This window comes from Priestia sp. FSL W8-0001 (genome assembly GCF_038050335.1).
Classification (GTDB): Bacteria; Bacillota; Bacilli; order Bacillales; family Bacillaceae_H; genus Priestia; species Priestia flexa.
Genome location: NZ_JBBPAL010000001.1, coordinates 1946722 through 1967094, shown reverse-complemented (window position 1 = coordinate 1967094; position 20373 = coordinate 1946722). Strand labels below are relative to the sequence as shown.

Here is a 20373-nt window from a genome sequence, read left to right as displayed (position 1 = left end):
ACTACCGAGCACATTTTTAAACATGATGCTCTACAGCATATAGAGCAGCTTGGGTGCGATCTTGAACCTGAAGCTTTGATAGAATGTTTGAGACATGCGTTTTAACCGTCTTTTCTGTTATATGTAAAGCAGCTGCAATTTCTTTATTACTTTTCCCTGAAGAAATTTCTTTTAACACTTCACGCTCTCGCTTTGTTAATAAATCTAACAATAAAGGCTCTTTTTTAACAGGTTGGGTTAATTTATTTAATAAATGAGCTGTTATCTTGGGACTTAACTGGTATTGACCGTTTATTACATTTCGAATTCCCACTATCAGCTCATCAGGGTCACTTTCTTTTAACTGGTAACTTTCCGCCCCTGCTTCTAATGCCGGTATTACGTGATCTTGATCTGAAAAGCTCGTTAGAATCAGTACTTTCACATTTGGCTGCTCTTGCTTAATTTGTTTAGTAGCCTGAATGCCATCAAGCTCTGGCATTGATAAATCCATCACGACAAGGTCAGGCTGTAGTTCTTTCACTTTTCGAACGGCTTCCTGGCCGTTTGACGCTTCGCCCACAATTTCTATATCGGGCTGGGTTTGTAAAAATAACGCTAACCCTTTGCGAACAACATGGTGGTCATCTGCAATTAAAATACGTATGCTCATCTTTCTCTCTCCTTAAAACGGAACAACAATTTGAATCGTTGTTCCTTCTCCTAGTTTACTAGTTACATGGAATGTACCGGATTGCTTTTCGACTCGTTGCTTCATTGCTCTTAAACCAATTGTAGGAAGCATTGCCGACTCATACTCTTCATAGCAAAAACCCATTCCTTTGTCGCTAACTGTCATAGTAACCTTTTCTTTTTGGATTGATAGAAAAAGATTTACATCGTGTACATCGGCATGCTTTCGGCAGTTATTCAAGGCCTCCTGCCCAGCTCTAAACAGCATTTCTTCCACAGAAGCTGGTAGAAAAGCCGTTCCTTCTCGAATTGCGTTTACGTTTAAACCAATCATTTCACCATAGCTTGTTAATGCACAAACAAGCCCTTGCTGTAATCCATCTGGACGAAGCTGTAAAATCAGCGCTTTCATCTCAGCTTGCGCTTGACTAGCCGTTTGTTGAATTATTTCAAACATATCCTTGGACGCCTCATGGCCAGTTTTTGTTCCTGCTTTAGCCGTGAGCTGAATTGAGAATAAAAGCTGATTAACAGAATCGTGAAGGTCTTGTGCTAAGCGATTTCTTTCATCTCTTAGTCGCATTTCTTGTTCTTTTTTTGTTAAGTCTAACCGTTTAATAGCCGTTCCAATTTGGAGCGCAACAGCACCTAATATATCAAGCTCTTGTTGATCAAAATACTGTTTTCCTGGTGCCGCAACGTTCAATATGCCAAACTGTTCTTTTCCTGAATAAAGAGGAACGGTTGCATGATGAGTGATGTTATTTGTTTCTCCCCAATCGTGAACTGTAGCTTCATCCAGCCTTTTGCATTCCATTGTATTTGTCGCTTTTGTTAATTTACCATTACAATAGCGGCTAACACACCAACAGCTGCCGTTACGCATAGGTTGAATTTGATGATTCGTTAACGCGTCCGGTAGATTATGAGCAGCCATGAGTTCATAATCTCTACACTCGTCAATTAAAAAAATCCACCCCGTATGTAATTGAGTTGCTTTAAGCAATTGAACCAGGGTATCTTGAAGCATTTGCTTTACGTCTGTACTTTCATTTAGGATTTCTGCAATATCCTTTAATATCTTTAGTTCATTCAATTGTTTTTTTGTCATCTTCATCACCTAACTTAGTTATATAGCTATTTTATCATAAAGTAATGGTAGTTCATTCCAACTATCGCTCGTTTTTTGAAAAATATAAAAATAGTTTGTTAGATTCTTTAACAATTCGCTAGCGTTCGATTTTCATTCAAACTATACTACAATTAATACAAGAAATCGCAAAAAAATGTCAGAAATTGATGATTTATTTCATAAAAAAATATTATTGAAAACGCTTCCAAAAATAGATTGTTAGTGCTAAAATGAATTTATTAAAAGGATAGGGATGTGACCGTCATGAATAAATTGTTTTTAGAAGAATTAAAATACATTATCCAATGCGAAGTGCCTCTGACAACATATCGCTTAACGCAATTAGAAGAAAAATTCTCAAAGCGATCAGAGCTTATTATTGAAATGTATCAACTTCTCTTCGAAAAGCGTCATGTTCTTTTATTTATAGACAATCTGGAAGCGGCCGTGTACGAATATCTTGTGAATCGTGAAATCTCAAATGCAAAAACTCGTTACGGTGCGGTTTTGTTTGTGGCAAATTTATTTGGTGAAACACCTACATATATAAAATGTAAGATTGCGAAATATCAGCAGTCCTCTATTTCGAATATGAGTGCGTAGTAATAGGTTGTTTGCGAAGAGAAATCCTTCAACCGAGGATTTCTTTTTGCTATTTAACAATCGTTCCTTTTTCCTCAGCTGGAAGATAAAAGGTTGTGATTGAAAATCGTCTATCATGTAAAATCTTCAGCGTATGACATACTGACTTATAATTTAAAGGAGGCTGATAAGATGAAGGTTATGTTTTTTGTAGACCGCTATTTTTTTCTTGAAAAGCAGGTTCACGAATACATGAAATTACTAGTTGTCAAAACCCCTGAACAAGTACTGCATTATTTTGAAAAACAATTAATGAGATATCAACGTTTATTATTACTCCAAAACCTTGACGCGTATCCTGATAGTGTTATTACCTCGATTCATTATCTAATTAAAGATTACTCTTCTGCTATTCACAAAGTCCAAACTTATTTAAGCTATCAAAAAGAACTGCAAGTGTTAAATGATTAATGACAAGGAATGTTACATGAAAAAGCCCTCTAGCTTATTCATTTTATCTAGTAAATGAGCTAGAGGGCTTTTGTTTGTTTTAGATTTTCATGATTCCGCCTGTGCTTGCCGATGTAACAAGTTTAGAGTAACGAGCAAGATACCCTTTTTTCACTTTTGGTTCAAAGCCTTTCCAATTAGCTTTACGAGCTTCCCAAACTTCAGGTGCCACTTCTACGTCCATGCGGCGCTCTTCAATATCAATTACGATATGATCTCCATTTTCAACAAATGCAAGTGGTCCACCTTCAGCAGCTTCTGGTGAAGCATGGCCAATTGATAAGCCACGTGATGCTCCAGAGAATCTTCCGTCTGTTAGTAAGGCTACTTTTGCCCCTAATCCCATTCCCATAATTTGAGAAGTAGGAGCTAACATTTCAGGCATTCCTGGTCCTCCTTTAGGTCCTTCATAACGAATGATAACTACGTCTCCGGCTTTGACTTTGCCGTTTGCAATGCCGTGAAGGGCTTCGTCTTGAGAATCGAATACTACAGCTGGGCCTTCATGACGTGTTATACCGTCTTGAACACCACCAGTTTTAATGATAGCACCATCTGGAGCCAAGTTACCAAATAAGACAGCTAGTCCACCTTTTTCTGTAAACGGCTTATCGATTGGATGAATAACATTGTAGTCTTGTACTTCACACCCCGCAATGTTTTCACCTAATGTTTTACCTGTAACGGTCATTGTATCTAAATGAAGTGCACCTGGCTTTTTCGCAAGCTCATTAAGTGCAGCAGATACACCACCTGCTTCGTGTAAATCTTCAATAAAGACATCAGATGCTGGTGCAAGCTTAGATAAATGTGGTACGCGTGCTGCTACTTCATTAATGCGTTCAAGCGGATAGTCGATTTCTGCTTCGTTCGCAAGCGCTAGCGTATGTAAAACAGTGTTTGTTGAACCACCTAGAGCCATATCAAGCGCAAACGCATTGTCAATTGCTTTTTCTGTTACGATATCACGCGGTTTTAAATCTAGCTTAATTAATTCCATTAACTGCTTCGCTGATTTTTTCACAAACTCTTTACGTTCAGGTGCAACAGCCAAGATCGTACCATTTCCAGGTAGCGCTAAGCCTAATGCTTCAGCTAAACAGTTCATTGAGTTAGCCGTGAACATCCCAGAACATGAACCACATGTCGGACAACCAAACTGTTCTAATTCTTGAAGTCCTTTGCCATCAATTTTCCCTGCTTGGTAAGCACCTACGCCTTCAAATACTGAAGATAATGAAATGCGTCGACCATCGCTTGTTTGTCCGGCTTTCATCGGTCCGCCGCTTACAAAAATAGATGGGATATTTAAGCGTAAGGAAGCCATTAGCATTCCTGGCGTAATTTTATCACAGTTTGGAATACAAACCATTCCGTCAAACCAGTGTGCTGAAACAACTGTTTCTACTGAATCGGCAATGATTTCACGACTTGGAAGTGAGTAGCGCATACCGATATGTCCCATTGCAATCCCATCATCTACGCCGATTGTATTCATTTCAAACGGAACGCCGCCCGCTTCGCGAATAGCATCTTTTACAATTTTCCCGAACTCTTGCAAATGTACATGCCCAGGTACAATATCAATATATGAATTTACAACAGCGATAAACGGTTTATTAAAATCTTCTTCTTTTACTCCAGCAGCACGTAGTAAGCTTCTATGAGGTGCTCTGTCAAAACCTTTTTTGATCATGTTACTTCTTAATTCTGTCACAATAATTCCCTCCGTATTCGTAACGATCTAAAGAAATATAAATCTTTTAAATTATTTAACAATTTTTAATATAGATACTAATTTAACAAATTAACATGTGCTTTGTAAAGGCTTATAACAAAATAAGCAGATTTTTATGTTGAAATAATAAAAAAACCTCGATGGTTTCAAAGAACCTCGAGGTTTTTATGGATTATGCAAATACTGAAGTTAATACTGGAACAACTTGTTTTTTACGTGATACAACGCCTTTTAATAGCGCCATGTTGTTCACTAGCGGTACTCCATATGCTTGCTCTACTTTTGAAACTTCTGCGCCAAGTGCAATAGCAGTTGAATCACTGTTTAAGATATCTGTTACAACAAGTAAGAATAAGTCTAATTCTTTCGCTTGGATTGTTGCTGCAATTACTTCTTCAATTTCTGTTTTACGTTCAATCACATCATTTACATCCACTGCGTTTACTTGAGCAATTTCTACTTTGCTAGCGCCCATTGTAAATTCTTTTGCATCAAGTGAAATTAATTCAGCTGCTGTTTTGTCTCCAAGGTCTGCACCTGCTTTTAACATTGCTAGTCCATATTCTGCTGCATCTACACCAGCGATAGCTGCAAGCTCTTTTGCTGCTGCAACGTCTTGGTCTGTACAAGTTGGTGATTTAAACAATAGTGAATCAGAAATAATAGCTGATAACATTAACCCAGCAATATTTGGCTCGATTTCAACACCATTTTCTTTGTACATTTTGTTTAAAATTGTTGCTGTACAACCTACAGGCTCTGCACGATAGTATAGTGGATCTGCTGTTTCAAAGTTTGCAATACGGTGGTGATCAATTACTTCAAGTACGCGTACTTGGTCAATGTCTATTGCACTTTGTTGACGCTCGTTGTGGTCAACTAAAATAACTTCATTTACTTCTTTTGATACTTCAGCTACAAAGCGTGGTACTTCTGCGTTGAACTTCTCTAACGCAAATTGCGTTTCACCATTAATGTCCCCTAAACGTACAGGTTCTGCATTCACACCTAGCTTTGTTTTTAAATCCGCATAAGCAATTGCCGAGCAGATTGTATCTGTGTCTGGATTTTTATGTCCGAAAATAAATACTTTTTCCATAGAACTCTCTCTCCTTCTAACTATGTAAATAAAAGTCTTGTTCCTTTGACGTAAACTCTACGCGTTAGGAAGCAACATTGACATTTTAACACAAACTTTCCTGTTCGTTTTACTATTTATTGAAAAATTCTTTTCTTTAGATAAAATAATTCCTTTTTATTCGGTATGAATGGATGGAATTATTTTATGTAAGCGCTTTATTATTTGATTTCAATTTTAAATGCACTATCTTGCCACCTCTGATAAAGATAAAAAAGAATGGCCACAGCGGTCATAATTTAAAAAAGCTGGAATGCATTTACAGAGTGCATTTCATAAATCCCTAAACGTTGGAAAAATGGGCTCATTATATAAGCTTGAAATAAATCAAAGATGGCATTTAAGATAAAAAACGCCCAAAAGCCGGGATAAGTAAAATAAAAAATAAGAAGTGTACCCACAAAAAATACGCCAAATACAAACGGGGTCATATCCTCTAAGAAAAACAGCGTTTGGTTAACTTCCCACCAATCATAGCGTTTAGCCATTTCAAAGAAATCGTCAGCATAACAATCCCAAAAAGCCCAGCGAAAACATACCGCTTTATGCGATTGCTATCAAAGAAAAAGAATAACAGCCATGGTCCAATAAACAATCCCAACATTACGGTTTGTGTCACGCATATAGCCTCCTTTAATTACATTTTACTGTTAATGTGCGTAAAAGAGGGAATTATATGAATAACTATCAAAAAAAGAAAGCTAGCACGCATGCTAACTTTCTTTTTTTTTGGGGGAGATTACACCACTTCTATTAAACGCTCTCTGTGGGTGCAGATTCTTTTAGATGGTGGTAAAAATCGTGTAGCTGCGATTCATACTGAATTCTCAGCTTGTACTCACAGGGGGTAAATTCAACTAGATGAGACGCAAATAAATAACCAACCAATCGATGAAGTTCACCAGCATTCATTTCCACTCCAGCTATTTCGCATAACTTTCTTTGAATAACCTCTTCTAGTACACGCACTTTTTCATCATGTGATAAAAATAGCACCCCACCAACCCCTTATCTTTTCTAATGAAACATGTTCACTTTAAGTATAAAGTAAAAACCAGGAAAAAAGAACTGTTTCCTTGGTTTTTACTAACATTTTTATTGAATTATACCTACTTTACTTCTATACACCAATTAAAGTGATCTTCAACCATTCCACTTTGTATGCCTGTTAGCGTATCATACAATTTCTTTGTAACTTCTCCAGTTTTTCCACCATTGATACTCATACCTTCATTTTGCCAGAATAGCTCACCTACTGGAGAAATAACCGCTGCTGTTCCTGTTCCAAATGCTTCTTCTAATTTACCAGCTGCATAGGCTTCCTTAATCTCAGCAATTGAAATCTTGCGTTCTGAAACAGGGATACCCCAGTGCTTCAATAGCTCAATAACTGATTTGCGGGTGATACCTTCTAGAATACTACCGTTAATAGACGGAGTAATAACTTCACCATCTACTTTAAAAAAGATATTCATACTTCCTACTTCTTCAATATATTTGCGCTCTACGCCATCTAACCAAAGTACTTGAGAGTAACCTTTTGTACCAGACAGCTGCTGCGCTTTTAAGCTTGCCGCATAATTTCCGCCTGTTTTCGCACTACCTGTCCCTCCAGCTACAGAGCGGACAAATTCATTTTCAACCGCGATTCGTACCGGAGCAATGCCTTCTTTATAATAAGAAGCTACAGGCGATAAAATAATAATAAATTGATAACGATCAGATGGTGAAACGCCTAAATATGGTTCTGTTGAAATAATAAATGGACGAATATATAAAGACGTACCTTCAGCATTTGGAATCCAATCGCGGTCCACTTGAATTAGTGTTTTTAGCGCTTCTAACGCTAACTCTTCATCTAAGTGAGGAATACATAGACGATCATTTGATTTGTTTAATCGTTTGAAATTCTCATCGGGTCTAAATAATAATACCTGCTCTTTTTTTGTTACATATGCTTTTAAGCCTTCAAATACTGATTGACCATAATGGAAAATCATCGATGCTGGATCTAACGTAAGAGGCTGATAAGGAATAATTCTCGGATCATGCCAACCTTGACCTTCTGTGTAGTCCATAATGAACATATGGTCCGTGAATACTTTACCGAACGCCAATTCACTAGCGTTGGGTTTTTCTTTTTTTGTTTGAGTTAATGTTACATCAATATTGTACTTTGTCATGGTTGCTTCTCCTTGCTTTCTTGAATTTAAGGGTTATTTACCTTTATATAAATTCCATTGTACATCTAGATGGAAGATTGTCACAATAGGTAAAGATGAAAAATTCTAAATTTTTTATAAAAAGATTTTTTAACACTTACATTCCGATTTTCACACGCAGTTTATTATCCTGAATGGAAAACTGCTTAATCGTTCCAATTGGAATCAGTTTCACTTTATCAATTTCGTTCAGATCAATGTGGATTTGCCCATCTTTATAAGTCGTTACTGGAGGTTTATCAAATAGTCTCTTTTTAAGAAAATCGCGGTTGGTAGGTTTCATTTCATGAATTTGAAATAAAAGCACACGTCCGTTAGCTGAAGAAGGTTCCAACTTTATTTGAAAGGGAATCTTTAACAAATATTTATGAACACTACCTTTTACTTCAATGATATTTTCTTGAAAAATGATACTTAAATTCTGAATTTGATCTTGTTTCTTTAACTGTCTCTGAAACAAGCGCATAAGCATAGCAGCTGAGATAGGTACTGTAATTCCCCCATCCGCTAGCTTTTCTTTTGCTTTAAGCGTTCTCTCGTCATTTGCTACCTGTTGAAATTTGCGTTGTATCCATTCTTTCATGATGCACCTCCATAGTTTAATAACGTCTTGTAATAGTGTATGAGTAGAGAGCTTATTCATTTTCATAAAATTATCATGCTCTTTTATGTGTCACAAAACATACCACCGGGTTATTTTTTTGGAAAAATAGCGAAAAAAAACTTATATTTTTTAGTTACATTCACTAATGACAGAATATTCAAAACGGATTAAGATGGTATCAACACCTATTAATGTTACATTTTATAACATCAATTGTGATATAATGAAAGGAGATTTTGTATGAAGAAAACACAAAATCCATTAGCACTTACTTCATTAGGCTTGCAACACGTACTTGCGATGTATGCTGGAGCTATCCTTGTTCCGTTAACCGTGGGGCGCGCTTTGCATTTAAGCGCACATGAACTCGCCTATTTAGTTGCAATTGATTTACTAACATGCGGCATTGCTACCTTATTGCAAGCTTGGAACAACCGCTGGTTTGGAATCGGATTACCGGTTGTACTCGGAAGCTCGTTTGTTGCGGTTACACCAATGATAGCAATTGGCTCGCAGTATGGAATTAACGCAGTATACGGCGCTATTATTGCAGCGGGACTGTTTATCGTTTTATTCGCTAACTTTTTCGGTAAAATCGTTAAACTTTTCCCACCGGTTGTAACAGGGACAGTCGTGACGATGATTGGCTTGTCACTTGTGCCATCAGCCGTTCGAAACATGGGTGGTGGTGTTGGCAGTGAAGAGTTTGGATCCGTAGAAAATTTAGCATTAGCTTTTGGCGTTCTCGCTTTCATTTTATTTTTAAATCGTTTTTTCACAGGTTTTCTACGAGCATTGTCCGTACTTCTGGGCATTGTAGTAGGAACAATTGTTGCAGCGTTTATGGGCATGGTTAATTTATCAAGTGTAAAAGAAGCCTCCTGGCTACATATTCCTACTCCATTTTATTTTGGTGCACCCACATTTGAAATTGGACCTATCCTGACTATGATACTAGTTGGTGTGGTAATCATAATTGAATCTACGGGTGTTTTTCTCGCACTAAGCAAAGTCTGCGAGCGTGACTTAAACGATCAAGATTTTATTAAAGGTTATCGTGCTGAAGGGTTAGCTATTATGCTAGGCGGTATTTTTAACGCTTTTCCTTACAATACGTTTGCTCAAAACGTTGGACTTGTTCAACTCTCAAGAGTAAAGACAAGAAATGTCGTAGTGGTAGCAGGAGTCATTTTGATTACGTTAGGTCTTATTCCTAAAATTGCTGAATTAACAACAGTTGTTCCTACTCCGGTACTCGGTGGTGCTATGATTGTATTATTCGGAATGGTTATTTCATCAGGAATTAAAATGCTGAGCAACGTTGATTTTTCTAATCAAAGTAATTTATTAATCATTGCCTGTTCATTATCACTTGGATTAGGGGTAACGGTCGTACCTGATTTATTCGCCCAGCTCCCAGCTGGACTCAAGATTATTGTAAGTGATGGTATTATTACAGGAAGCATTGCTGCTATTTTACTAAACATATTCTTTCGTTCTAGCGAAACTACGAATAGGCCTATCGTGACGTTCAAAAAAACTGATTATTCAGAATCAAAATAATGAGGTGCTAACATGATGAAGCAAACGATTCACGAAGTAAATGAATTACCTGAGCAAACATTTATTGGATTATTTCAAGATATCTATGAACATTCTTCTTGGATTGTAAAAAAAGTTGCTCCACTCCGGCCGTTTAGTTCTCTCCAAGAATTTCATCACCGAACAATCAGAGTTATTGATGAAGCTTCTAATCAAAGAAAATTAGACTTACTACAAGCTCACCCAAATCTAGGAGCTAAAATCGCCATGACGACTCACTCTATAAATGAGCAAACAGGCGCCGGTTTAACCTCTCTTACAGCGGAAGAGTATGAACATTTCACAAACGCAAACAAGACCTATATGAATCGCTTCGGTTTCCCTTTTATCGTTGCTGTAAGAGGAAAAACGAAAAGCACAATCTATCAAAGCTTAATTGATCGACTACAAAACGATAAAAAAACAGAGTTTACAACAGCGTTAGCTGAAGTATATAAGATTGCTTATTTTCGATTGGTAGACAAAATAAAAACTGAGGAGCGTGTTACAATGACGAATCAATCAAATCGCCAAATGTATTATGGAAAAGGAGATGTATTTGCTTATCGTACGTATTTAAAACCACTTAAAGGTGTGAAGGTCATTCCAGAATCCGAATTCAGTGGCCGAAATAACATCGTATTTGGCGTCAATGTAAAAGTGGCAATAGGAGGAAGTCGGTTTTTATCTTCGTTTATAGAAGGTGATAATAGTCTTGTTGTTGCAACAGACTCTATGAAAAATTTTATTCAGCGTCATTTAGGCAGCTATGATGGTTCAACAATCGAAGGCTTCTTAAAATATGTTGCTGAAGCATTTTTAGATAAATATCCTCAAATGGAAACAGTTCAATTAACTGGAGACGAAGTTCCATTTGAAGCCACAAACGGTATGGTAGGCAATACGCTAACTGAAAGCAAGCTTGTTTACAAAAGATCTCGAAATGAATATGCTCAAGCTGGTATTAAAATAGAACGAACGGTCCAAGGTCAACAAATTACTGAGCAATATAGTAAACTAAAAGATTTACAGCTAATTAAAGTAGAGGGAAATTCATTTGTCGGGTTTGTTCGAGATGAATATACAACGTTACCCGAAGACTCTAATCGCCCACTTTTTGTTTATTTAAATATCGGATGGACATACACTCAACCAGAAGACGCAATAGGTGATACCCCTCTTTCTTATGTAGCAGCGGAACAAGTAAAAGACATCGCATGCTCAGTGTTTAACGAGACTGAAACACCATCTATTCAAAATTTAATTTATCTAATCGGCATTCGCGTGCTCGAACGCTTCCCTCAACTAAAAGATGTCACGTTTGAGTCACAAAATCACACGTGGGATGCAGTCGTTGAAGATATTCCAAACTCTGGTGGCAAAGTGTATACTGAACCAAAGCCACCGTTTGGTTTCCAAGTCTTCACGGTAACACAGGAGGATGTCAAAATAGCTGTTACATCCGCACTTGAGGAGTCAAATTAACATGACCACGCTTTCGACTCATGTTTTAGATTTAGCAAATGGAAAACCAGCTAAAGGGATAGCTGTTTCACTCTACAAACTTCAAGACGATAATGAACGGTTGTGGATTGGAGATACAATTACAAACGAAGGCGGACGAATTGACCAACCTTTTTTTAGTAACGAAACGTTCACCCCAGGCGAGTATGAGCTTTTATTTGATATCGAACCTTACTTTATAAGAGAATCAGTTCAAACGAGCACGCCTGCTTTTTTAACAAAAGTAGCGGTTAGGATTGGGCTTTCAGAAGCATTTGAGCATTATCATGTCCCTCTTCTTGTTTCTCCATGGGGATATCAAATCTACCGAGGTAGTTAAACAAAAAGGAGCAGCGTAGACTGCTCCTTTTTGTTTAAACTTATTCAACATCTAATAATTTACTCATGATGTATTCGTCTACATATTGCCCATTAATTCGCAGCGAATGCTTTTTTGTGCCTTCAATTTGAAACCCGATTTTTTTATACAAATGAATTGCAATTACATTTTCAACTACAACTGTTAGCTCAAGGCGGTGAATTTGCTGTTCTTTTGCCCATTCTTCAAGCTGTTGAAACAACTGCAAACCAATACCCATTCCTCGATAGTCTTTTAAGATTCCCATCGACACATACGCGATATGGGCACTTCGGTTCACCACTCCACCTACAGCCTGTAAGTAACCAACCAGTTCACCCTCTACTTCTGCTACTAAAAGCGTAGAGTTTCGCTGTTGTTTCATCATTTCAATTTGCTTTTCCTGTTGCTCTGAACTTAGCTTTCGTTCGTTTTCTTCAAAAAGCATATACTGACTTTCAGTTTCTACTTGCTTAATCATCTCAACAAATTGAGGCGCATCAGTCATCTCTATTTCACGTATCACAATTGACTCCCCTTTTTTCTATCTAGCATTTATTTTAAAGGAATATGAAAAGTAACGCTATTGTCTTGCTTCGAATGACTCATGTGAAGAATGTACAAAAAGACGCCCAATTGGGCGTCTTTGATGCGTTTTGAGGCGAAGACCGTATGACCACATTCATACGTTTAGCAAAAGCATATCCTTCGACTTACACAAATTAGCTCATCGCTTCTTTACTATAGCACGGTCAAAGCGAAACAGCAAGCTTTTTTTAATTCTTTCGTCATTTTTCGTTCTAAACTTCAGAGAACTTCATATGTATGCTACAAAAGGATAAGGACGTGATACTTATGCTTCTAGCGAACCCTCCTCGTTTTTTTTGGTCACTCGCTCGCCATAATCAGATGATAGAGTGCCCAAGAAAATATGCTTATCAGTACTATTTTTCCCATCACGGTTGGCTTTCTTCTTCTACTGAACTTGCAAAACAAGCCTATCGCTTAAAGAAAATAGTTACTTTGCCGCTATTAGTGGGACAAGCAGTCAAGCAAGCTATTCGGAATTATTCCTTTACCACAAACACAGAATCAATCGAAGAGCACATGACTGCAATGCGTAATTTCATTGATCAAGAACTGCGTCGTGCTTATTTGCAAACACGAGATCATGGCGACGATTGGTATCATGAACCGAACGTGTACACCATGATGCTCGAATACTACCAAAAAGGTTATTTAGCAGATTATGAAATTCAACAAACAAAAACGTCTATCGAGAGGTGTGTAACTTCTTTCTTTCGAAGTAAAACATTCAGAGAACTTCAGTCAATTGATTTAATTCAAATTCTCCCTCAAGAAGCGTTTTGCTCAGTAGAGCTCAACTCAGTCAAAATATTTGTTTCACTTGACCTTCTCTACCATAAACCAACTACAAACGAATACATTATCGTGAATTGGCAGACGGGAAAGCAAGCACATGATCATCTGACACAACTTGCCCTTTGCGCTTTTTATATACAGCAAACTTATAATGTACCACTGAATGTCATTCAGATTCGTAACGAATACCTTTATTTAGGAGGGAGTCACACCTATTATGTGACAGCAAAAGAAATAGATGCATTCCATCATACTATTAAAGAGAGCCTGATGAACATGCATCTATATATCGAGCACTCAGAATACAATCAACCAAAGCCACTAAGCGCTTTTCCGATGAAACAAAGTACTCGCTGTAAACAATGTGTCTACCAAGAGCTCTGTGAAAAAACAGATTAAACGATTATTCTTGATTTAAAAACTCATGTAATTCACTCAGCCTCTTAATCTCATGAAACGGTACAACTTTATCCGCTTTTTTGTCATCACGATTCACCCAGACAGAGCGTATCCCAGCTCGAGAAGCGCCAAGAATGTCCGTCATTAAATTATCACCAACCATAATCACTTCATCTTTTGATAAGTTTAACAAAGATAAAGCATGATCAAAAATCGACGGATCCGGCTTCCCTCTTCCAAATGCTCCAGAGATGACAATCTCATCGAAATAAGGAACAATTTCTGGCGTAATCTCTAGTTTTATATTCTGAAGTTGAGGCGACCCGTTTGTTAATAGCAACAGCTTATAGTTTGATTGTAGTTCATTTAACACATCAAACGTATCTTCATATACGAACGGATTACGGCGACGCTCTTTAGGGAATCGCTCTGCAAGCTCTGCACCAAATGCTTCGTCATCAATTCCAAGTGACTTTAATCCTTGCGTCCACGCATTCTTGCGATAGATTGGTACAATTTGTTTCATTTTTTGGAAGTTCTCATGTTCATCATGGAAATCTCCCCATAGCCCTTCAAATGGATTAATACCAATCATTTTTGTAAACTCGTACGTTTCGTATGTAGCATAAAGTGAAGAAGCCGCTTCGCGTACAGCTGCTTCTAACTCAATAGGATCAACATCATATTTTTCACTCGCGTACTCACACGTTGCACGGAACGCTTCCGCAACGCTTTTTTTATCCCATAACAACGTATCATCTAAGTCGAAAAAAATTGCTTTGATGTTCATTTTACCAGTACTCATTCAGACACCTCTTTTATTTATTGAAAAAGTTGAACTATTCTAACACTAGATTACCTTGTTCAATTAAAGAAGTCTAGCTAAATTCGAACTCTACCTAAATGATAGCGTTATCATTTTAAAAAACCTTAGTTAGAATGTAACTGAGAGAGTAGAATGTGATATGATGAAAAGACTGAGTATGTACTTGGAGGTAAATAAATGAAATCAATGGAAGAAATGTACGGTTTTACGACTGCGAAGGTTGGAAAGCGCCTGAGTAGGCTGGTAGCTAGTTTTCTAAGACCCTACGACATAACGCCTGAACAATGGACGGTATTAAAAAAGGTATCAGAATCTGATCGAATTACTCAAAAGCAGCTAGCGATAAAAGCAGATAAAGATCAAGCTACACTCACAAAAATTTTAGATTTGTTAGAAAAAAGCGGTCACTTACAGCGTATTAGAAATCCTGAAGATCGCCGCTCTTACTATATTCAACAAACAGAAAAAGGAATGGCTTTGCAAGAGGAAATAACAGGTCCGATTGAAGACCTTTTTAAAATGCTAACAGCGGAAATTGATGAAGCCGATTTAGCTGCTTATTTTAACGTACTTCAACAATTAGAAAAAAAAGCAGAATCTCTTCAAGAAGAGATTGGACATACATAAAGCAGGCATTTCACTTAAAGCGCCTGCTTTAAATACATCTTGCCATTTTTAGCACATCTTCAATTTGTCTCAGCGTTTCCATTGCTTCTTCATCTAGTGCCGTAAACTTAAACGCAATTGACTCGGCCTCTGCGTTAACGAAGGGTTCTTTGTTAGTATCCTTTCGAAACGCTGTAATGTTTTCAAGTAAATATTTAAATGGTGATGTTAAGTTACTTCTTCGAAAGCGTAAACTCACCGTTGAAGGCGTTCGTTTTTGCAACTCATTACTACCTTCGTATTGAATAGCTCCTATGTACCGATCTCCCGCTTCCCTTGATTCTTTATTCCGGTATAGCTGTACAGTTTGTGTCGTGCCGTGCCAATCAATGTACAACCCTGCGCTTTCACATAAATCATGAATGTAATGAAAAATTTCGGTCACTTCTCCGAAATGATGTTGAAGCGGATGCTTAACACCCATTGCACTTCGCCTCCCTTTTTTAGACCATTATATTTGATGAATGAAGGGTTTATTCGAAAAAAGAAGCGAAATGAGAGAGTTTCATTTTATAAGTTTACATAATATAGTTATAGGAACCTAACGATAACCGGAATTTCGAAATGCATCATAAACCGTATCTTCTTGTAATTTTTCTAGGTAAATATTAGTCGTTGCAATGGAGGCGTGTCCAACTACTTGTTTCACCACCGATAATGGTACGTCATTCGCTAAGCTGTTCGTAATGAACGTATGACGAAACCAGTGTGGTGAAATAGACGAATTACCTTGAATCGCATAAACCGCTGTTTTGATGAGCCGATAAAGTGTTGTATACGATAATCTTTTTTTGACTCCTGTTTTGACAAATGGTTTAAGTTGAAAGAAAAGCGGCGTTCCATCCGACGGATTCAGCATCGTCGATTCTCCTAAACTTTCTCGGTAGTGAAATAGAGCATTTTGAACGTCTTTAAATACTGGAATTGTTCGCTCTTTTTTTCCTTTTCCGAACACATCTACTAACATATTGCCACGACGATCTTCACGAAAGCTTCCCCAATTCAAGCTTAATACTTCACTAGACCTCATTCCGCTTAAATATAAAAGCATACCGATTAAGCGATTTCGTGCTTGGTACTCTTCTTTTAGCATGGAATGTTTTACCGTATCTTCAAGCGCTTTTACAATGAGCTCAGCTTCTCTTGTGCTTAACTCTCTGTATTCCGTTCGATTAACCTGTTTCTTTTCGCTATAATGTCCTTTTGAAACAGTAGGCTTTTCGATCCATGTTGTATAGAGCGCACTATAAAAATGGGTTTCATGACCAAACGTGAGCATCCTTCTGAAAAACTCTAGTTTTCTTGCTGCGCTTCTTTTGGCATAGGTTTGATTCATCCAATGATTAAATGCCTTCACTTCCATAAACCCAATCTCTTTTAAGGAAACGTCTAACTCTTTAAAAAAAGTCAAAACTGTTTTTAAATCTTGATTGTACGCTCGAATGGTATGCGGAGATAGCTCAGGTTTTATCATTTTAATTTTCATAAAAAGCTCAACAAACGTTCCATCGTCTGTATGACCCAACGATAGATTTTGGTTTTCATCTAGTAGATTTCCCCACTGTTCTTTTAATTGCCGAAATGACAGAGAGGATTGACTTTGTATCAATACGTTGTCATTTTTCATCATTTCCACCTTCTTTTAACTAATATCTTTTATAAGCTTCAAAATCTACCCTAAGGCGTTTTTTACATCTTGAATGTATTGGTATTAAAATCAATTTAAAACGAAAAATAAACCTATTTAAAGAGGTCGTTTTTTTTAACGACTCAATAATTGTGTAAAAATATGTAATTTATTAGCGATTTTTCCGTTTTTTCTTTACTTTATCATACTAACGCAAGATAAGAAAGAGTTATCTTGCGTTAGTATAGTAAAGTATTTTCTTATAAAAAAGCTCAGGTAGACTCTGAGCTTTCAATAAGATTCTAACTGAGTAATGACGAGCTTTTCATTTTCATGTACGATTGTGTACACTCGGTAATACTCTTTTTCTTCTGTATGTTCATTAATGGTAATGTTCATAACTTCTTTCGTTTTTACTTCGTAGCTATTTGCTTCTTTAGACGTCCATTCTAAAACTTCAACCGTTGCAAGATCTTCTCGTATTGTTCGATCATAGAGTGTTTTGACAAGCTGCTGTTGTTCGCTAAACAACGTGCTATCTTTTTCAAAATAATGTTGAATGCGATCAAATTCATTAAGATTAATTGCTTCTGTTAAATCACGTAAATACGTTTCCGTAAACGAACGAACAACCGAAGCGTCTACTTCTGTAACCTTGTTCAAATCTACATCATTATCTTCCAAAGGCAAAGTTACTGGCACATCCTCTTGAACTTCGTTAATCCGCTCTGAACTCTTTGCCAAAACACCAAATTCTCCAGAATCATCTTTAAATAGTAAGATTTTTTCTTGATTACCATGTTCATCTTCAATAGTCGTTTCTTTGTTAAACGAAACTGCTTCGTTAGGCGTTATTTTTTTCAGATATTCTAAATACTCATCTGACGAAATATCTAACGGTTTTTGACGATACGTCATTTCGTCCCATTCATTTAACTTCCAACCATCTTTTCCGTATTTCATATTCAAGTAAATAGTTGTACCTCCGTTCCCTTTTTCGTCCAGTGGCTGAATAGCTGAGATTGAAAATTGACCGGGTCGGTTGTTAATCACTTTAAAACGTACGGTTGTCGCTAGATTTGGAATAGACTGCTCATCACATTGACAGTAATAAGAAGTGGCGATTGTTTTTAGTTTCGTAGCAACTAATGAACTCGTAGCAAATTCTTTGAGCCTAGGGCTTAGCAATTGAAAATCTGCTGGTTTCTCTTCACTGTCCCATCCCTCTTGTTTACCTAAGATATCAAATGTTTGGATAACATTCTTCAACGAATCTGTAGCAAGCTGTTTGGCTTCTTCATTTGTCACAACGGGAAGAGAAGAACTCTTTTGTGTCTCATTAGCAGACTCATCGACATCAACCAGAACGGTAGCTTCTGATTCAGGCTCTTTTGGTGTCGGAGCCGGAGCAGACTTTGTCTCACTACATGCTGACAGCACAAGCCACAGGGAACAAATTATGGCCACCATATATAGATTTCCCATTTGAATCCCCCTTTTTTCTTTTATCTTGTTTAACTTTCAAACGTGGACAGCTCAAATGCGCCTGCAGGAATCGTCCATTTAGACTCAGAAGCCTTTTCTAAATGATGAATAACAAAAAGAGAATTTGCTTTTAGGGTCACGACAATTGTTCCTTTATTTCCATTATTGTCCGTATCGTAATGAATAACAGCTTGATTATGTTTAAAAATTATGTTTTCTGCTTGTACTGTAGCTACTTCTACTGAATTTGGTGGCTTATAGGCATGAATCTTCACCGTAGCCTCTGAGCTAGAAGAAGCATAAAACTCTACGATTGGAGCACCTTTTAAGTCAGAATTGGCAGTGGACCATTTACCGTTATATTCATTTAAGCTAGCTGCTCTTGTAATAGCTGGTGCATTTGACTTCGTTTCTTCTGCTTTATCCATTGTATACGGCTCTACGCTTTTAATTCGCAATGTACCTTGATCGCTTATTAGCGTATACAATTGATTAATACTCTTTGTATAATCCTTTTTATTAGGTTGATGGATGGTGACCTCTTCAAACGTTTGTAAATTTATTTGATTTTTCTCAGCTTCATACCAGTTCACAACTTGAAACGTCTTTAGTTCTTGACGAATTCCTTGCTCCGAAAAATTATCAATTTTCATTACTTGCTGTTTATAAAACTCACTATCTTCTATTATATATGTCTGAATTGACTTAGCTGATTTATGAAGGATTCCATCATGTAAAGCCTTGAAGTAGCTATTCATAAACTGCGAGATTATTTTTTCATCTATTGTATCTGAAATATCATATCTGTACTGGTTTTCAACAACATCTTTCTTTGCTTCTTGATCATGACTTTCTATCTCTCCTGCAATCATCAAGTCCGTATCGACTTCAGTTGCTTTTTGAGCTTTTTGCTGACATCCTGCGAGTAAAAGGGATGTTGCAATCGTCATGTAAAGGAGATTACGTTTGTTCATTAACATGATTCCTTCCTACAAAAAATGGTATGTATATTCTTCCAACAAACAGACCTAGTATACCATTCTACAAAAAAACCCTCAACCCTTTCATAAAAAGAACAAAAACACTGAAAACATGTAAATTGGTTTAAAAACGCAAAAAACCTATAGGATGTTACTCCTATAGGTTTCATTCCTTTTATTTATGATGCGCGATTTAATACCACTCTTGCAGCAGACGGAATTAATACGGCTAAAATGATTAGGCAAGCAATCATGGATCCCACCATTGCTAGTCCGTTCATCGTAAATGAATACCATAATGCAGATACTCCTTTTGGCGCATAAGAGCCCCAAAAAATAATCCCTGCAACAAAGTGCCAAAAATAGCGAGCAACGCTGCCGATAACAATTGCTAAAATAATAAATGTAAATGCTTTTGTTCGATTGTTAGTAGCTAAGTTCTGCTTAATAGCACCAGACAATAGCCCTGCTAGACCAATGAATGCAAATGCAATAAAATATTCGATAAATGCTTGTAGAGGTGTTAATACATAAGCAGTACCCGTGACAACTTGTAGCAATCCCCACAAAAATCCAGCTACCACGCCTGATTTAAATCCCCATCGAAAGCAAATAATGAAGATTGGTACCATGGAAAATGATATGGACACGGCAGGTGCAATTGTAATTGATGGCAATATATCAATTATCATTGCTAGAGCTGCAAAGATTGCCACTTCAATTTTCGCTTGTAAAGACATTCCTTTGTTCATCGTCTTTTCACTCCTGTTGTAAAATCATTAGTATTCAACGACAAACACAGGAGGCAGCACAAGCTGCACGCTCCACACTCCCTACGCTAGCATTAACTAACAGGTTCAAAGGGTCAGAACAATTGGTTCACTCTCAGCCATTCAGGCTCCCCCTGTGGTACGTTGATATGTATTATTAGAACGCTTTCTATTATAACATAATTCTCAAACAAGAT

General features: G+C 37.2%; 22 protein-coding genes and 1 riboswitch. Of the genes, 7 read left to right on the top strand and 15 right to left on the bottom strand.

Annotated elements, in window-relative coordinates:
- Positions 1 to 16: 16 nt before the first annotated feature.
- Together MKZ18_RS10380 and MKZ18_RS10375 are read right to left on the bottom strand one after the other, a co-directional pair.
- Positions 17 to 652: a response regulator gene (locus MKZ18_RS10380; RefSeq protein WP_061784629.1), complete on the bottom strand. Its 636-nt coding sequence runs from the start codon at positions 650 to 652 to the stop codon at positions 17 to 19.
- Positions 653 to 664: 12 nt separating this feature from the next.
- Positions 665 to 1783 carry a GAF domain-containing sensor histidine kinase gene (locus tag MKZ18_RS10375; RefSeq protein WP_340842531.1) on the bottom strand — a complete coding sequence of 373 codons (1119 nt, stop codon included), beginning with the start codon at positions 1781 to 1783 and terminating at the stop codon, positions 665 to 667.
- Between the two features lie 285 nt (positions 1784 to 2068).
- Between MKZ18_RS10375 and MKZ18_RS10370 the strand changes: the two genes are divergently transcribed.
- Together MKZ18_RS10370 and MKZ18_RS10365 are read left to right on the top strand one after the other, a co-directional pair.
- Entirely contained in the window at positions 2069 to 2407 is a 339-nt protein-coding gene (locus MKZ18_RS10370) for a hypothetical protein (protein WP_025911084.1), read from the top strand.
- A gap of 171 nt (positions 2408 to 2578) precedes the next feature.
- Positions 2579 to 2857: a hypothetical protein gene (locus MKZ18_RS10365; RefSeq protein ID WP_061784631.1), complete on the top strand. Its 279-nt coding sequence runs from the start codon at positions 2579 to 2581 to the stop codon at positions 2855 to 2857.
- Between the two features lie 79 nt (positions 2858 to 2936).
- Here MKZ18_RS10365 and ilvD read toward each other — a convergent pair whose 3' ends face one another.
- From ilvD to MKZ18_RS10335, 6 genes are all read right to left on the bottom strand, one after another.
- On the bottom strand, positions 2937 to 4613 hold the full coding sequence (ilvD, locus tag MKZ18_RS10360; protein WP_025911088.1) for a dihydroxy-acid dehydratase: 1677 nt from the start codon (positions 4611 to 4613) through the stop codon (positions 2937 to 2939).
- A 193-nt stretch (positions 4614 to 4806) separates the two neighbouring features.
- On the bottom strand, positions 4807 to 5733 hold the full coding sequence (locus tag MKZ18_RS10355; protein ID WP_025911090.1) for a manganese-dependent inorganic pyrophosphatase: 927 nt from the start codon (positions 5731 to 5733) through the stop codon (positions 4807 to 4809).
- 278 nt (positions 5734 to 6011) lie between these two features.
- Positions 6012 to 6260, bottom strand: coding sequence for a hypothetical protein (locus tag MKZ18_RS10350; RefSeq protein ID WP_226372916.1), 249 nt, complete (start codon positions 6258 to 6260; stop codon positions 6012 to 6014).
- A 265-nt stretch (positions 6261 to 6525) separates the two neighbouring features.
- Positions 6526 to 6768: a hypothetical protein gene (locus MKZ18_RS10345; protein ID WP_025911092.1), complete on the bottom strand. Its 243-nt coding sequence runs from the start codon at positions 6766 to 6768 to the stop codon at positions 6526 to 6528.
- A gap of 113 nt (positions 6769 to 6881) precedes the next feature.
- On the bottom strand, positions 6882 to 7955 hold the full coding sequence (locus MKZ18_RS10340; RefSeq protein ID WP_025911093.1) for a branched-chain amino acid aminotransferase: 1074 nt from the start codon (positions 7953 to 7955) through the stop codon (positions 6882 to 6884).
- 136 nt (positions 7956 to 8091) lie between these two features.
- Positions 8092 to 8577 (bottom strand): hypothetical protein, encoded by a 486-nt coding sequence (locus MKZ18_RS10335; protein WP_076512975.1) that lies wholly within the window; start codon positions 8575 to 8577, stop codon positions 8092 to 8094.
- Positions 8578 to 8838: 261 nt separating this feature from the next.
- Between MKZ18_RS10335 and MKZ18_RS10330 the strand changes: the two genes are divergently transcribed.
- Genes MKZ18_RS10330 through uraH form a run of 3 tightly spaced genes read left to right on the top strand, consistent with a single transcriptional unit; the run spans position 8839 to position 12022 of the window.
- On the top strand, positions 8839 to 10161 hold the full coding sequence (locus MKZ18_RS10330; protein WP_025911097.1) for a nucleobase:cation symporter-2 family protein: 1323 nt from the start codon (positions 8839 to 8841) through the stop codon (positions 10159 to 10161).
- A gap of 12 nt (positions 10162 to 10173) precedes the next feature.
- Complete coding sequence (pucL, locus tag MKZ18_RS10325; RefSeq protein WP_144593770.1) at positions 10174 to 11664, top strand: factor-independent urate hydroxylase; 1491 nt, start codon at positions 10174 to 10176, stop codon at positions 11662 to 11664.
- Between the two features lies 1 nt (position 11665).
- Entirely contained in the window at positions 11666 to 12022 is a 357-nt protein-coding gene (gene uraH, locus MKZ18_RS10320) for a hydroxyisourate hydrolase (protein ID WP_025911100.1), read from the top strand.
- A gap of 40 nt (positions 12023 to 12062) precedes the next feature.
- Here the strand turns inward: uraH and MKZ18_RS10315 are convergent, their stop codons facing one another.
- Positions 12063 to 12569 (bottom strand): GNAT family N-acetyltransferase, encoded by a 507-nt coding sequence (locus tag MKZ18_RS10315; RefSeq protein ID WP_025911101.1) that lies wholly within the window; start codon positions 12567 to 12569, stop codon positions 12063 to 12065.
- A 326-nt stretch (positions 12570 to 12895) separates the two neighbouring features.
- Between MKZ18_RS10315 and MKZ18_RS10310 the strand changes: the two genes are divergently transcribed.
- Positions 12896 to 13822 (top strand): PD-(D/E)XK nuclease family protein, encoded by a 927-nt coding sequence (locus tag MKZ18_RS10310; protein WP_025911102.1) that lies wholly within the window; start codon positions 12896 to 12898, stop codon positions 13820 to 13822.
- A 4-nt stretch (positions 13823 to 13826) separates the two neighbouring features.
- Here MKZ18_RS10310 and MKZ18_RS10305 read toward each other — a convergent pair whose 3' ends face one another.
- On the bottom strand, positions 13827 to 14627 hold the full coding sequence (locus MKZ18_RS10305) for an HAD family hydrolase (RefSeq protein WP_225002091.1): 801 nt from the start codon (positions 14625 to 14627) through the stop codon (positions 13827 to 13829).
- A 198-nt stretch (positions 14628 to 14825) separates the two neighbouring features.
- On the opposite strand from MKZ18_RS10305, the gene MKZ18_RS10300 reads away from it, so the two are divergent.
- Positions 14826 to 15275 (top strand): MarR family winged helix-turn-helix transcriptional regulator, encoded by a 450-nt coding sequence (locus MKZ18_RS10300; RefSeq protein ID WP_025911105.1) that lies wholly within the window; start codon positions 14826 to 14828, stop codon positions 15273 to 15275.
- 28 nt (positions 15276 to 15303) lie between these two features.
- Here the strand turns inward: MKZ18_RS10300 and MKZ18_RS10295 are convergent, their stop codons facing one another.
- The 5 genes from MKZ18_RS10295 to thiT all read right to left on the bottom strand — a co-directional run bounded on the left by MKZ18_RS10295 (position 15304) and on the right by thiT (position 20158).
- On the bottom strand, positions 15304 to 15738 hold the full coding sequence (locus tag MKZ18_RS10295) for a hypothetical protein (protein WP_025911107.1): 435 nt from the start codon (positions 15736 to 15738) through the stop codon (positions 15304 to 15306).
- A gap of 117 nt (positions 15739 to 15855) precedes the next feature.
- Positions 15856 to 16944 carry a tyrosine-type recombinase/integrase gene (locus MKZ18_RS10290; protein WP_260864953.1) on the bottom strand — a complete coding sequence of 363 codons (1089 nt, stop codon included), beginning with the start codon at positions 16942 to 16944 and terminating at the stop codon, positions 15856 to 15858.
- Between the two features lie 288 nt (positions 16945 to 17232).
- A complete protein-coding gene (locus MKZ18_RS10285) occupies positions 17233 to 18426 on the bottom strand; it encodes a TcaA NTF2-like domain-containing protein (protein ID WP_025911109.1) in 1194 nt (397 codons plus the stop codon).
- Between the two features lie 29 nt (positions 18427 to 18455).
- Positions 18456 to 19400 carry a TcaA NTF2-like domain-containing protein gene (locus MKZ18_RS10280; RefSeq protein ID WP_340842532.1) on the bottom strand — a complete coding sequence of 315 codons (945 nt, stop codon included), beginning with the start codon at positions 19398 to 19400 and terminating at the stop codon, positions 18456 to 18458.
- 185 nt (positions 19401 to 19585) lie between these two features.
- Positions 19586 to 20158: an energy-coupled thiamine transporter ThiT gene (gene thiT, locus MKZ18_RS10275; protein WP_025911111.1), complete on the bottom strand. Its 573-nt coding sequence runs from the start codon at positions 20156 to 20158 to the stop codon at positions 19586 to 19588.
- A 60-nt stretch (positions 20159 to 20218) separates the two neighbouring features.
- A riboswitch (TPP riboswitch) is annotated at positions 20219 to 20321 on the bottom strand.
- Positions 20322 to 20373 lie beyond the last annotated feature (52 nt).